Annotated in this window: 13 protein-coding genes and 1 pseudogene; 3 read left to right on the top strand and 11 right to left on the bottom strand. The window is 72.9% G+C overall.

Features of this window, described 5'->3' with window-relative positions; translation table 11 throughout:
• Positions 1-459: 459 nt before the first annotated feature.
• From truB to rimP, 7 genes are all read right to left on the bottom strand, one after another.
• Complete coding sequence (truB, locus tag ACFW3D_RS40850) at positions 460-1,341, bottom strand: tRNA pseudouridine(55) synthase TruB (protein WP_500513476.1); 882 nt, start codon at positions 1,339-1,341, stop codon at positions 460-462.
• Positions 1,338-1,808, bottom strand: coding sequence for a 30S ribosome-binding factor RbfA (gene rbfA / locus ACFW3D_RS40845; RefSeq protein ID WP_500513475.1), 471 nt, complete (start codon positions 1,806-1,808; stop codon positions 1,338-1,340). The genes truB and rbfA overlap by 4 nt, the downstream gene beginning before the upstream one ends.
• 42 nt (positions 1,809-1,850) lie before the next feature.
• The gene (locus tag ACFW3D_RS40840; RefSeq protein WP_500513477.1) at positions 1,851-2,144 is read right to left on the bottom strand and encodes a DUF503 domain-containing protein; all 294 of its coding nucleotides are present in this window, start codon (positions 2,142-2,144) and stop codon (positions 1,851-1,853) included.
• A gap of 144 nt (positions 2,145-2,288) precedes the next feature.
• Positions 2,289-5,399 carry a translation initiation factor IF-2 gene (infB, locus tag ACFW3D_RS40835; RefSeq protein ID WP_500513474.1) on the bottom strand — a complete coding sequence of 1,037 codons (3,111 nt, stop codon included), beginning with the start codon at positions 5,397-5,399 and terminating at the stop codon, positions 2,289-2,291.
• A gap of 154 nt (positions 5,400-5,553) precedes the next feature.
• On the bottom strand, positions 5,554-5,835 hold the full coding sequence (locus tag ACFW3D_RS40830; RefSeq protein ID WP_500513473.1) for a YlxR family protein: 282 nt from the start codon (positions 5,833-5,835) through the stop codon (positions 5,554-5,556).
• 78 nt (positions 5,836-5,913) lie between these two features.
• The gene (gene nusA, locus ACFW3D_RS40825; protein WP_500513472.1) at positions 5,914-6,900 is read right to left on the bottom strand and encodes a transcription termination factor NusA; all 987 of its coding nucleotides are present in this window, start codon (positions 6,898-6,900) and stop codon (positions 5,914-5,916) included.
• Positions 6,901-6,902: 2 nt separating this feature from the next.
• Entirely contained in the window at positions 6,903-7,427 is a 525-nt protein-coding gene (gene rimP / locus ACFW3D_RS40820; RefSeq protein ID WP_500513471.1) for a ribosome maturation factor RimP, read from the bottom strand.
• Positions 7,428-7,575: 148 nt separating this feature from the next.
• Here rimP and ACFW3D_RS40815 point away from each other — a divergent pair, with 148 nt between their 5' ends.
• Genes ACFW3D_RS40815 through ACFW3D_RS40805 form a run of 3 tightly spaced genes read left to right on the top strand, consistent with a single transcriptional unit; the run spans position 7,576 to position 9,538 of the window.
• Positions 7,576-8,124 carry a hypothetical protein gene (locus ACFW3D_RS40815; RefSeq protein WP_500513470.1) on the top strand — a complete coding sequence of 183 codons (549 nt, stop codon included), beginning with the start codon at positions 7,576-7,578 and terminating at the stop codon, positions 8,122-8,124.
• Positions 8,125-8,132: 8 nt separating this feature from the next.
• Positions 8,133-8,579, top strand: a complete 447-nt coding sequence (locus ACFW3D_RS40810; RefSeq protein WP_500513469.1) for a ferritin-like domain-containing protein — start codon at positions 8,133-8,135, stop codon at positions 8,577-8,579.
• Between the two features lie 23 nt (positions 8,580-8,602).
• Complete coding sequence (locus ACFW3D_RS40805) at positions 8,603-9,538, top strand: aminoglycoside phosphotransferase family protein (protein WP_500513468.1); 936 nt, start codon at positions 8,603-8,605, stop codon at positions 9,536-9,538.
• Positions 9,539-10,197: 659 nt separating this feature from the next.
• Here the strand turns inward: ACFW3D_RS40805 and ACFW3D_RS40800 are convergent.
• From ACFW3D_RS40800 to ACFW3D_RS40785, 4 genes and pseudogenes are all read right to left on the bottom strand, one after another.
• Positions 10,198-11,886: a proline--tRNA ligase gene (locus ACFW3D_RS40800; protein ID WP_500513467.1), complete on the bottom strand. Its 1,689-nt coding sequence runs from the start codon at positions 11,884-11,886 to the stop codon at positions 10,198-10,200.
• Between the two features lie 70 nt (positions 11,887-11,956).
• Positions 11,957-12,490, bottom strand: a complete 534-nt coding sequence (locus ACFW3D_RS40795) for a GNAT family N-acetyltransferase (protein WP_500513466.1) — start codon at positions 12,488-12,490, stop codon at positions 11,957-11,959.
• A 14-nt stretch (positions 12,491-12,504) separates the two neighbouring features.
• Positions 12,505-13,350: a GNAT family N-acetyltransferase gene (locus ACFW3D_RS40790; RefSeq protein ID WP_500513465.1), complete on the bottom strand. Its 846-nt coding sequence runs from the start codon at positions 13,348-13,350 to the stop codon at positions 12,505-12,507.
• Between the two features lie 137 nt (positions 13,351-13,487).
• Positions 13,488-13,635 (bottom strand): annotated as a pseudogene (locus tag ACFW3D_RS40785) (flavodoxin-dependent (E)-4-hydroxy-3-methylbut-2-enyl-diphosphate synthase); the annotation flags it as partial.

The following is a 13,635-nucleotide window of genomic DNA, read 5'->3' as shown; positions in this document are numbered from 1 at the left end:
TGATGAGGCAATCCGGGGTGACCCCGGATTGCCTCATCACCCCCCACCGGCCGACCCGGCCCAAGGACGGGGGAGGGCAGGCGGGTGGGAGACGGCCGGAGGGTGGGCGATGAAGCGGTCCGGGGTTGCCGCGAGTGCCTTACTCACCTCCCTCCGGCGTCAGTCGCCTACTCAACGGGAGGGGGTGTGGCGGGGTGCGCCCATGGGGGTCCCCCCGGCCGAAGGCTGGGGGAGACGAGCGGCGGACCCGGGACGGAATGCTCCGGCGAATCCGCGAGCGCTGTGGGGGTCCCCCCGGCCGAAGGCTGGGGGAGTGCGCCGGCGCGCCACCGACCCACCGACGAACAGAGCGCAGACCCGCACTGACCGACCGGGGCACCGGGAGGGCGGGCGGGAAAAGAACCCCACCCGCAACCACAAACAACGCCGGCACACGACAAACGGCCCGCCAGCGCAGCGTCACCCCAGGTTGGCCAGAATCCGCGCCTGCCCCTCCCGCGCTTCGACCAGCGCCAGGAACTCCCCCTCCGGCCCGAACACCGCCGTCGGCACCGCCCCCAGGGACGGCGGCGCTTCCAGCCGCACCCCGTTGCCCAGGAGCCGCGCCTGCCGGGCGTCCACGTCCCACCGGGGGAACGCCGCCGCCGCGGCCTCGGCGATGGGCAGCACCGCGAACGCCTCCGTGAGCTGCTCCAGCGTGCGGGCGAGATCGGTCCCGTAGGGCCCGACGCGGGTGCGCCGCAGCGCGGTGAGGTGGCCGCCGACGCCGAGCCCGGCGCCCAGGTCGCGGGCGAGGGCCCGGATGTACGTGCCGGAGGAGCATTCGACCGTGACGTCGACGTCGACCACGTCACCGCCCTCGAGCGGCACGTGCCGGACGTCCCGCACGGCGAACGCCGACACCGTCACCGGCCGCGCCGCCAGTTCGAAGTCCTCGCCGCCGCGCACGCGGGCGTAGGACCGGACGCCGTTGACCTTGATCGCGCTGACCTTGGACGGCACCTGCATGATGTCGCCGGTCAGCGGCACGATGCCCGCGTCGATGGCCTCGCGGGTGACCCCGTCCGCGGGGACCGAGGCCGTGACCTCGCCCTCCGCGTCGTCCGTGACCGTACTCCGGCCGAGCCGGATGGTCGCCTCGTACTCCTTGCGGGTCAGCGCGAGGTGCCCGAGCAGCCGGGTGGCCTTCTCGACGCCGATGACGAGGACGCCGGTGGCCATGGGGTCGAGCGTGCCGGCGTGCCCCACGCGCCGTGTCCCGGCCAGCCTGCGCAGCCGGGACACGACGTCGTGAGAGGTCATCCCGCCCGGCTTGTCGACGATGACAAGCCCGTCCTTCATCGGGCGCCGTCCTCCGCCTCGTCGTCGCCCTCGTCGTCGGCCTCGTCCTCCGCCGGCTTGCGGTAGGGGTCGGCCTCACCGGCGTAGGAGGCGTCCGTGGCGGTCTTGCGGACCTCCTCGTCGGCCAGACGGGCCTTGGCGAGCAGGTCCTCGATCGTGCGCGCGTTCTCCGGGACCGCGTCGGCGACGAACGTCAGGGTGGGCGTGAAGCGCACGCCGGTCTGCCGTCCGACCTCCGAGCGGAGGACGCCCTTGGCGCTCTCCAGCGCCGCCGCCGAGGCGGCCCGCTCCTCGTCGTCACCGAAGACCGTGTAGAAGACGGTCGCCTCCCGGAGGTCACCGGTGACCCGGGTGTCCGTGATCGTCACGTACCCCAGCCGCGGATCCTTGATCCGCCTCTGGAGCGTCTCCGCGACCACGACCCGGATGCGGTCCGCCAGCTTGCGCGCCCGCGCGGTGTCGGTCATGCGTGCTCTTCTCTCTTCTCTTCACGCTTCGGTACGTGAGTGTCAGTCGTCGTCCCCGTGCACCTGCTGCCGCGCCGACAGCAGGTCCACCTCGGGGCGCGAGGCCATCCAGCGCTCGCAGCGTCCGAGGACGTCCTTGATGTGCCCGAGGTCCCCGGACACGACCGCCACGCCGATCCCGGCCCTGCGGTAGAGGTCGTGGTGGTCGACCTCGGCGACGCTCACCGCGAACTTGCGGTGGAGCTCGGCCACGATCGGCCGGATGACGGACCGCTTCTCCTTCAGCGAGCGGACGTCGCCGAGAAGCAGGTCGAAGGACAGCGTCCCTACATACATGGGCATCAGGTCAAGCCGACCTGTGGGGCCTCGTAGTGAACGGTGCGAACACCGTGAACAGCAATCACCACAGTAAAGGCAACGGCCGGGGCCGATCGACGGAATTTACCCTCCGCCAACCGGCCCCGGTCACGTGTCCCTCGATCAGACGCGAGGCTTCTCGCGCAGCTCGTAGGTCGCGATGACGTCGTCGACCTTGATGTCGTTGTAGTTGCCGAGGTTGATACCGCCCTCGAAACCTTCACGAATCTCGGTGACGTCGTCCTTGAAGCGCCGCAGACCCTCGATGTTGAGGTTCTCGGCGACGACCTTGCCGTCGCGCAGCAGACGCGCCTTGGCGTTGCGGCGCACCTCGCCGGAGCGGATGAGCACACCGGCGATGTTGCCGAGCTTGGAGGAGCGGAAGACCTCGCGGATCTCGGCGGTGCCGAGCTCCACCTCCTCGTACTCGGGCTTGAGCATGCCCTTGAGCGCCGCCTCGATCTCGTCGATGACCTGGTAGATCACCGAGTAGTAGCGGACGTCGACGCCCTCGCGCTCGGCCAGCGACGTGGCGCGGCCCTCGGCCCGCACGTTGAAGCCGATGATGATGGCGTCGGAGCCCGCCGCCAGGGTGACGTCGGTCTCGGTGACCGCACCGACACCCCGGTGGAGGATGCGCAGGTCCACGTCCTCGCCGACGTCGAGCTGGAGCAGCGAGGACTCCAGGGCCTCGACCGAACCGGACGCGTCGCCCTTGATGATGAGGTTGAGCTGCTGGACCTCGCCGGCCTTGAGCACCTTGTCCAGGTCCTCCAGGCTGACCCGGCGGCGGGACTTGGCGAAGGCCGCGTTGCGCTCGCGGGCGGCACGCTTCTCGGCGATCTGACGGGCCGTACGGTCCTCGTCGACCACCAGGAAGTTGTCGCCGGCACCCGGCACGTTCGTCAGACCGAGCACCAGGACCGGGGTCGAGGGGCCGGCCTCGTCGACGGTGTTGCCGTTGTCGTCGAGCATGGCGCGGACACGGCCGTACGCGTCGCCGACGACCATGGTGTCGCCGACCCGCAGGGTGCCGCGCTGGACCAGGACGGTCGCCACGGCGCCGCGGCCGCGGTCGAGGTGGGCCTCGATCGCGATGCCCTGTGCGTCCTGCTCCGGGTTGGCACGCAGGTCGAGGGCGGCGTCCGCGGTGAGGACCACGGCCTCCAGCAGGCTGTCGATGTTCAGGCCCTGCTTGGCGGAGATGTCGACGAACATGGTGTCGCCGCCGTACTCCTCGGCCACCAGGCCGTACTCGGTCAGCTGACCGCGCACCTTCGTCGGGTCCGCGCCCTCGACGTCGATCTTGTTGACCGCGACCACGATCGGCACGTCGGCCGCCTTGGCGTGGTTCAGCGCCTCGACCGTCTGGGGCATGACACCGTCGTTCGCCGCCACCACGAGGATCGCGATGTCGGTGGACTTGGCACCACGGGCACGCATGGCGGTGAACGCCTCGTGACCGGGGGTGTCGATGAAGGTGATCGCCCGGTGCTCGCCGTTGACCTCGGTGGCCACCTGGTAGGCACCGATGTGCTGGGTGATGCCGCCGGCCTCGCCCGCGACCACGTTGGTCTTGCGGATCGCGTCGAGCAGGCGGGTCTTTCCGTGGTCGACGTGACCCATGACGGTCACGACCGGCGGACGCGCGACGAGTGCTTCCTCGCCGCCCTCGTTCTCGCCGAACTCGATGTCGAAGGACTCGAGGAGCTCGCGGTCCTCCTCCTCCGGGCTGACGATCTGGAGGGTGTAGTTCATCTCGTCGGCGAGCAGCTGCAGCGTGTCGTCGGAGACGGACTGGGTCGCGGTGACCATCTCGCCGAGGTTCAGCATCACCTGGACGAGCGACGCCGGGTTGGCGCCGATCTTCTCGGCGAAGTCGGTCAGCGAGGCACCACGGGAGAGGCGCACGGTGTCGCCGTTGCCGCGGGGCAGCAGCACGCCGCCCACGGACGGGGCCTGCATGGCCTCGTACTCCTGGCGCTTCGCCCGCTTCGACTTGCGGCCACGGGCCGGACGGCCACCGGGGCCACGGCCGAAGGCACCCTGCGTGCCACCGCGGCCACCCGGACCACCGGGACGACCGCCGAAGCCACCGCCACCGGGACGGCCGGCGAAGCCGCCGCCACCGCCACCACCGGGGGCACCACCGGGACGCGGACCGCCGAAGCCGCCGCCACCACCGGGACGACCGCCGCCGCCACCACCGGGACGACCGGCGAAGCCACCGCCACCGGGACGGCCTGCACCGCCACCGGGACGCGCGCCGGGGCCGCCGCCGGGACGACCGGGGCCGCCCGGACGGCCGGGACCGCCGCTGGCAGCGGGACGCTGCGGCATCATGCCCGGGTTCGGACGGGGGCCGCCGCCCTGCGGACGGGGCATGCCGCCCGGGGTCGGACGCGGACCGCCGGAGGCGGCACCGCCACCGGGACGCGGAGCGCCACCCGGACGGGGACCGGCGGCACCCGGGGCGCCACCGGGGCGCGGGCCGGGCTGGCCGGGGGCACCACCGTGGCCACCGCCGGGACGCGGCGCCTGCGGGCGCGGCATGCCGGTGGAACCGGAGGTGAAGGGGTTGTTGCCCGGACGGGGACCGGCCGGACGCGGGGCACCCGGGCGCGGGGCCTGGCCGCCGGCGCGCGGGGCACCGGGACCGCCCTGGCCACGGCCGCCGTCACGCTGGCCCGGACCGGAGGGACGGGCGCCGGGACGCGGGCCGGCGCCACCGGGACGACCGCCGACGGGGCGCTCGGCCTGCGCCGGACGCTCCTGCGCCGGACGCTCCTGAGCCGGGGCCGGGGCCGGCGGGGCGGAGAACTCCGCCTGCGGCACCGGGGTGACCGGCGCGGGCTTGGCCGGGGCCGGCTTGGGACCCGGGGTCGGGCGCGGGCCCGGCGTCGCCGCGGGGCCGCCCGCGGGCTTGGGAGTGGGGGCGGGTCCCGCGGCCGGCTTCGGGGCCGGGGAAGCGGGACGGGCCGGCGCACCCGGAGTGGGGGTGGCCGGCTTTGCGGGCGCGGCCTTGCGCGGCGCCGCGGGCTTGGCACCCGAGGGCTTGGAGGCGGAACCGCCACCGGAACCCTGCAGTGCGTCAGTCAGCTTGCGAACAACCGGCGCCTCGATCGTCGAGGACGCCGAACGGACGAATTCGCCAAGTTCTTGGAGCTTGGCCATGACGACCTTGCTCTCAACTCCGAACTCCTTGGCGAGTTCGTATACCCGGACCTTAGCCACTTCGCTCCTTCATGAGGTCCGGGGTGGTCGTCCGCCGGACCGTCGCTACTTCATGGGCGTACTCATCGCGTGCTCATCGAGTGCTCATCGCAATCTCGACCTACTTCCAACTCGCGGGGTACTGACCGCACGGTCGCCCGAGCGGTCTTCCTGCCTACTCACGGTGTGCCTGCTCGACGTACCCGCGGAGGTCCGCGGTGTCCAGCGTTCCCTGGGCCCGGAAGGCCCGCGGGAAAGCCCGGCGGCGGACCGCCAGGTCGAGACAGACGGTGTCGGGGTGCACATAGGCACCCCGACCGGGCAGCGTACCGCGAAGATCGGGAACACATGACTCCCCGATCACCGCCACACGCAGCAGATCGCGCTTGGCCGCTCGCGCCCTGCACCCGATGCATGTGCGCTCCGGGCGTGCTGGGGCGTGCGTCCGGCCAGACATCCTTAGTCTACCTCCCCGCGCCGACCTCACCCCTCCGGGTTATTCGACGCACGGTTGTTCCTCGGTCACCCGGGGGTGCTACTGCTCCACCTGCTCGGTGTCGGGCCGGATGTCGATCCGCCAGCCCGTGAGCCGTGCGGCCAGGCGGGCGTTCTGCCCTTCCTTGCCGATCGCCAGCGACAGCTGGTAGTCCGGCACGGTCACCCGCGCGGAGCGGGCGCCCATGTCGACGATCTCCACCTTGCTCACCCGAGCGGGTGACAGCGCGTTGGCGACCATCTCCGCCGGGTCGTCCGACCAGTCGACGATGTCGATCTTCTCGCCGTTCAGCTCGGCCATCACCGCGCGCACCCGGGCGCCCATCGGGCCGATGCAGGCGCCCTTGGCGTTCAGCCCGGAGCGGCCGGAACGGACCGCGATCTTCGTGCGGTGGCCGGCCTCGCGGGCGATCGCGGAGATCTCGACGGAACCGTCCGCGATCTCCGGGACCTCCAGCGCGAAGAGCTTCTTGACCAGGTTGGGGTGGGTGCGCGAGAGCGTCACGGACGGACCGCGCACGCCCTTGGCCACCCGGACGACGTACGAGCGCAGCCGCGTGCCGTGCTTGTAGTCCTCGCCGGGCACCTGCTCCTGCACGGGCAGGATCGCCTCGAGCTTGCCGATGTCGACCAGGACGTTCTTGGGGTCCTTGCCCTGCTGGACCACACCGGTGACGATGTCGCCCTCACGGCCGGCGTACTCGCCGAAGGTGATCTCCTCCTCCGCGTCCCGCAGCCGCTGCAGGATGACCTGCTTGGCCGTGGTCGCGGCGATCCGCCCGAAACCGCTGGGCGTGTCGTCGAACTCCCGGGGCTCGGCGCCCTCGGGGGTCTCCGAGGGGTCCTCCTTGGCCCACACCGTGACGTGGCCGTTGGTCCGGTCCAGCTGCACGCGCGCGTTGCGGCGGCTGCCCGGCTCGCGGTGGTACGCGATGAGGAGCGCCGACTCGATCGCCTCGACCAGCAGGTCGAAGGAGATCTCCTTCTCCCGGACCAGACCCCGCAGGGCACTCATGTCGATGTCCACGGCTACGCCTCCTCAGTGCTCTCGTCGCCGTCAGTATCGGCACCCGCCGTGTCCTTGCGACTGAATTCGATCTCCACCCGCGCCTTGGCGATCTCGCCGAAGGCGACACGGGCGGGTTTGGGCTTGCGTCCCTTGACACCCGGGACCTCCAGGTCGAGCCCTTCCTCGTCGACCGCGAGGATCCGCGCGACCAGTTGCTCGCCGCCGGCCGTCGTCAGCTTCACCAGCCGGCCCTCGTTGCGCCGGAAGTGCCGCGGCTCGGTGAGCGGTCGGTCCACGCCCGGCGAGGAGACCTCCAGCATGTACGGCGCCCCACCCATGGCATCGGCGTCGTCGAGGACCTGCGAGATCTCCCGGCTCAGCTCGGCGAGCGCGTCCAGCGGGGCACCCTCGTCGGAGTCCACGATCACCTGGAGCTGGCGCCGGCTGCCGGCGGCGGTCACCTTGACCTCTTCCAGTTCGAGCCCCGTCTTCACGACGAGCGGCTCCAGCAGCCCGCGCAGCCTCTCGCTCTGGGTGGTGCTCATCCGGGTGACTCCTCGGCCGCGTGTGCTGTTGTGATGGAAGGTCGTGTGTCGGGCCAAAGCCTATCGGTTCAGGCCCCGGATCGACGATTCGGCGCCGCGGAGGGCGCCGTCACGGCCGCCGGGCGCCGCGCGGGTACCCTCACGTGAGGTGATCACGGGAAGGGGCACTGTGCCGCTCAGCAACATTCCCCGCCGGCGCGCGGTCCGCGCCGCCCTCGTCCTGCCGGCCGCGGCGGGACTGCTCGGCGGATGCTCCGACGGGACACGGCCCGAGGGGACCTCCGCGAAGGGCTCGCCGTCCGCCGACGCGAGCGTGACGCTGCGCAGGAGGGCCGCCAGGGACAGCGCGGCACTGCTCGCGCAGTACGACGCCACCGTCGCGGCGCATCCCGACCTGGCCGAGCGGCTGCGGCCGCTTCGCGCCGAAGTGGCGCGCCACGCCGAGGCGTTCGGCACGTCCGGGCGGGCCGCGTCGCCGTCCGCCGCGCCTTCGTCCTCGCCTTCGGCCTCGCCGTCGCCGTCGTCGTCCGTCCCCCCGCGGGCCGGGGACGCGCTGTCCGCCCTTGCTACGGCCGAGCGCACGCTCTCCGACACCCGGGCCGCCGCGCTCCTGGACGCGACGCCCGAACTCGCCCGCCTGCTCGCCTCGGTGGCCGCCTGCGGCGCCGGGCACGTCCTGCTTCTCAAGGAGCACTGACCCGATCCATGGCACAGCAAGCGCTGCTCAAGGCCGTCCAGGCCGCACTCTCCGCCGAGCACGCCGCGGTGTACGGCTACGGCATCGTCGGCGCCCGCGTCGGCGGCCGGCTGACCGAGCAGGCCCAGCAGGCGTACGACGCGCACCGCGCCCGCCGCGACGCGCTGCGCCGCACCGTCGGCGACCTCGGCGGCGAACCCGTCGCCGCCGAACCCGCGTACGCCCTGCCGTTCGACGTACCGGACGGCGCGTCTGCCGTACGCCTCGCCGCGGAACTGGAGGACCGGGTCGCCGGGGTCTACGCGGACCTCGTGCGCGCCGCCGACGCCGATCTGCGCCGCGGGGCGGCCGACGCGCTGCGCGAGGCGGCGGTCCGCGCCGTGCGCTGGCGCGGGGGGAGCGTAGCCTTCCCCGGGCTGGCCGAACGCGCACGGACGGCCGCGGAGAAGGTTTAGCACCCGGAGGGACGTACCCACGCATGGCCTCGGCACCACAGCCCCAGCACCTCGAACCGCCCGAGCGGCTGGTCCGCACGGTCAGCGCCTGGGAGGGCGAGGCGGGCCGCGCCTGGCTCGCCGGCCTCCCCGAGCGCGTCGCGGACCTCCTCGCGCGCTGGGAACTGCGGCCCGAGCGGGTCCTCTCCCCCGGCGGCCAGATCAGCATGGTCGTCCTCGTACGACAGGCCGACGGCACCCCCGCGACCCTCAAGGTCGGCCTCGTCAACGACGAGACCCGGCACGAGCACGCCGCGCTCGCCCGCTGGGACGGCCGCGGCGCGGTCCGCCTGCTGCGGGCCGACCCCGACGCGGGAGCGCTCCTCCTGGAACGCCTGCACAGCGACGTGTCGCTGCGCTCGCTCCCCGAGCAGAAGGCGATGCTCGAGGCGTGCGCCACCCTGCAGCGACTCTGGGTCCCCCCGGGCGAGGGGCACCCCTTCACTCCGGTCGTCGAGCACACGGCGCGCCTGGCGGCGCTGCTGCGGGAGCGGCGCGACCTGCCGTACGTCCCGGAGGAGGCCCGGGCCCTGGTCGACGAGGCCCTCGCCGCCCGCGACGAGCTGTGCGCGGCCGCCCCTGGCGAGGCCGTCCTGCTGCACGGGGACTACCACCACGGGAACGTGCTCGCCGCGGACCGCGTGCCGTGGCTGGCCATCGACCCCAAGCCGGTCGCGGGCGAGCCCGCGTACGACCTGGCGTGGCTCGTGCGCGACCGCCTCGAGACGCTGGTCGCCACGCCCGGGTCGCAGTCCGCGGCCCGCCGCAGGGTCGCCAAGCTCTCCGACTCCCTCGACGTCGACCGGGACCGCGTCCGCGGGTGGGCCCTGTTCCGGGCGGTCGAGGCGGGCGTGTGGGCGCTGGGGGTCGGCGACCGCGAATCGGGGGAGCTGCACCTGGAGTTCGCGACCTGGCTTTAGTTCTGACCGGGGTCGCCCCTGCGGGTGCGTTTGTGGTGTGCGGGTCGTTTGTGGTTGCGGTTGGGGTTCTTTTCCCGCCCGCCCGCCCTCCCCCATCCAGGGGACGGTTGGTGCGGGTGGCGCCCGGTCCTTGGGTAGGCCGGGGGCGGGGCCTCCGGGGTGGGCATTCTGTACCGCATATTTATGTGCATGGCGGGCAATCCGGGTTCGGCACCGCTCTGCCGCACAACAAATACACGTCAGCGTCCAGAACGCCCACCCTCCCCCAGCCTTCGGCCGGGGGTGCCCCCAACTCCCCCACCCCCTCCGCCGGTTCCGCGACGAACGCCCGGTGGGGGGTGATGGAGCAGTCCGGGGTGACCCCGGATTGCCTCCTCACCCCCCACCGGCCGTCATGCGCCCACTCAACGGGAGGGGGTGTGGCGGGGTGCGCCCGGAAGCGACGAGCGGTGATGCCGGTGACGCAACGACCCGGCAAATCCGCGAGCGCTGAGGACGTGCGCCGGCGCGCCACCGACCCACAGCCGGACAGAGCGCGGACCCGCACTGACCGACCGGGGCCACGGGAGGGCGGGCGGGAAAAAACCCCAACCGCAACCACAACGGCGCCGCACACGACAAACGGCCCGCACCAGACGCCCGGGTAGCGAAGGGCACCGCTACGCGGAGAGGCGGGAGAGCGCGTCCGCCACGGAGAGGTCCTCACGCTGCCCGGTGCGGCGGTCCTTGACCTCGACGACGCCGTCCGCGGCCCCCCGCCCCACGACAAGAATCGTCGGCACCCCGAGCAGCTCCGCGTCGGTGAACTTCACGCCCGGCGAGACGCCCGCGCGGTCGTCGACGATGACCCGGACCCCGGCGGCGTGGAGCTTCTCCGCCACCTCGAGGGCCAGTTCCGTCTGGAGGGCCTTGCCCGCCGCCACGACGTGGACGTCCGCCGGGGCGACCTCGCGCGGCCAGCACAGGCCCTGACCGTCCGCGGTCTGCTCGGCGAGCGCGGCGACGGCGCGGGAGACGCCGATGCCGTAGGAGCCCATGGTGACCCGGACCGGCTTGCCGTTCTGGCCGAGGACGTCGAGCTCGAAGGCGTCGGCGTACTTGCGGCCCAGCTGGAAGATGTGGCCGATCTCGATGGCCCGGTCCAGCTTGAGGCCGGCGCCGCAGCGCGGGCAGGGGTCGCCGGGCTCGACGGTGACGACGTCGAGGTACTCGTCGACCTCGAAGTCGCGGCCGCAGACGACGTTGCGGGCGTGCGTGTCGGGCTTGTTGGCGCCGGTGACCCAGGCGGTGCCGGGGGCGACGCGGGGGTCGGCGAGGTAGCGGACGCCGGTGAGTCCCTGCGGGCCGACGTAGCCGCGGACGAGGTCGGGGCGGCCGGTGAAGTCCTCGGCGGTGACGAGTTCGACCTCGGCGGGGGCGAGGTGCTCGGCGAGCTTGCCGAGGTCGACCTCGCGGTCGCCGGGGACGCCGACGGCGACGATCTCGCCGTCGACCTTGACGAGCAGGTTCTTCAGGGTGGCCGAGGCCGGCACGCCGAGGTGGGCCGCGAGGGTCTCGATGGTGGGGGTGTCAGGGGTGTCGACCTCCTCCAGCGGCGGGTGCGCGGCGCCCTCGACCGGGGGCACCACGGTGGTGACGGCCTCGGTGTTGGCCGCGTAGTCGCAGGCCGGGCAGTCCACGAAGGTGTCCTCGCCGGCCGCGGCGGGAGCGAGGAACTCCTCGGAGGCCGAGCCGCCCATCGCGCCGGAGACGGCGGAGACGATGCGGTAGTCGAAGCCGAGCCGCGAGAAGATCTTGATGTAGGCCTCGCGGTGCAGCCGGTAGGCCTCGGCCAGGCCCTCGTCGGTGGTGTCGAAGGAGTACGAGTCCTTCATCTGGAACTCGCGGCCGCGCAGGACGCCGGAGCGGGGCCGGGCCTCGTCGCGGTACTTGGTCTGGATCTGGTAGAGGATCACCGGCAGGTCCTTGTAGGACGCGCACTGGTCCTTCACCACCTGGGTGAAGATCTCCTCGTGGGTGGGTCCGAGCACGTAGTCCGCGCCCTTGCGGTCGCGGAGCTGGAAGAGGAGGTCGCCGTACTCGCCGGCGCGCCCGGTGGCCTCGTAGTTCTCCCGCGGGAGCAGCGCGGGCAGCAGGACCTCCTGGCCGCCGATGGCGTCCATCTCCTCGCGGACGACGCGGGCGACGTTCTCCAGCACGCGCTTGCCGAGCGGCAGCCAGGTCCACACCCCCGCGGACGAGCGGCGGACGTATCCGGCCCGGACCAGGAGCTTGTGGCTCGCGGTCTCGGCGTCGGCCGGGTCGTCGCGCAGCGTCTTGAGCATCAGCCGGGACATGCGCAGGACCATGGGGCTCTCCAGGGGGTTTCGTACCGTTCCGCCGAGGATATCGAGCCCTGGCGCGCTGCCGGAAACGCGTTTACCGCACGAGGGGGAGGTGCGCGCCCATGACGGCGTAGGGGCTGGCCGCGCTGGGGAAGTGCACGGGCCGGGCCAGGTCGGTGTAGCCGAGGGCGCGGTAGAGCCGCCGGGCCCGGCTCTCGGTGTCGATGGCGGACAGGATGCTGCGGGGCTCGTCGGCGCCGTCGGTGATGGTGGTGATGAGGGCGCGCCCGATGCCGCGGCCCTGGAAATCGGGGTGGACGTGCAGCTCGGTGATGGTGAAGGAGTCGTCGAGCCACTCGTCGGTGCCGGTGCGCCGCAGATAGGGCTCGACGACCGTGGACCACCAGTGGGTGCGGCTGTTGGGCATGCCGTACACGAAGCCGGCGAGCCGTCCGTCGGGGGTGAGCGCGCCGAGCGCGCGGACGCCGGGGAAGCAGAGGTGCCGCAGCACGATCTGCCGCCGGATGGCGACCTCCTCCGTGCCCAGTCCGAAGGCGACCGCCTGGACGGCCAGTGCCTCGTCCACCCGTGCCGTCAGGTCGATCGGCTCGACCGCCACGTCCTCCATGGGCGGCGACACTACTAGAACAGGACGCTCATGAAGGCGCCGACCTCGGTGAAGCCGACGCGGCGGTAGGCGGCGCGGGCGGGCGCGTTGAAGTCGTTGACGTAGAGGCTGGCCACGGGGGCCACGTCGCGCAGCGCGTAGTGCAGGACGGCGGCCATGCCGGTCTCGGACAGCCCGCGGCCGCGGTGCTCGGGGGCGACCCAGACGCCCTGGATCTGGCAGGCGTGCCGGGTGACGGCGCCGATCTCCGCCTTGAAGACGACCCTGCCGTCCTCGATGCGGGCGAACGCGCGGCCGGAGCCCACGAGTTCGGCGACGCGGGCCTGGTAGATCAGTCCGCCGTCGCCGGCCAGCGGGGAGACGCCGACCTCCTCGGTGAACATGGCGACGCAGGCCGGCATGATCACGTCCATCTCGTCGCGCCGGACCCGTCGCACGTACGGATCGGGCGCGACCTGCGCGGGCAGTGCGCGCGTGACCATCAGCGGCTGGTGGGCGCGGACCTCGCGGGCCGGGCCCCAGCTGGGTTCGAGCAGCGACCACAGCACGGATGCGGCGGCGGCCGGACCGACGATGGAGGAGCAGCGGCGTCCGGCGCGCAGCGCCCGCTCGGCGAAGGCGCGCACGGCCTCGGGGCCGGCGCAGATCGGGACGAGGTTGGCGCCCGCGTAGCAGAGCGCCTCGAGACGGCCTCCGGAGTACCAGCCCCACATCTCGCCGCCGAGGCGCCAGGGGTCGAGTCCGGCGACGGCGACCCGGGAGGCGACGAACGCGTTGGCCACCGGGTCGCGGTCGAGCACCGCGAGGGCGGCGTCGAGTTCGCCGGGTTCCATGACCTTGGTCGTCGTGGTCGTCAACACGTGGGGCGCCTCACCGTACGGGCCGCAGCGGTCGGGGGAAGGAAGTCCCCGCACCTTACCTCGCGAACGCGTGTTCCGCCCGGGCCCGCCCGGATCCCGGACCGCGGGGGTCCGGGACGCGGGGCAGGGCCGGTGGGTCAGCTGACGGAGACGGAAGGCTCGCCGGAGGCGATGCCGTCGGCCTCCATCTGCTCGGCGAGCTTCATGGCCTCTTCGATGAGGGTCTCGACGATCTTCGACTCCGGCACGGTCTTGATGACCTCGCCCTTGACGAAGATCTGCCCC

The sequence above is a fragment of the Streptomyces sp. NPDC058864 genome, from assembly GCF_042742985.1.
Classification (GTDB): Bacteria; Actinomycetota; Actinomycetes; order Streptomycetales; family Streptomycetaceae; genus Actinacidiphila.
This window is presented reverse-complemented; position numbering and strand designations above follow the sequence as displayed.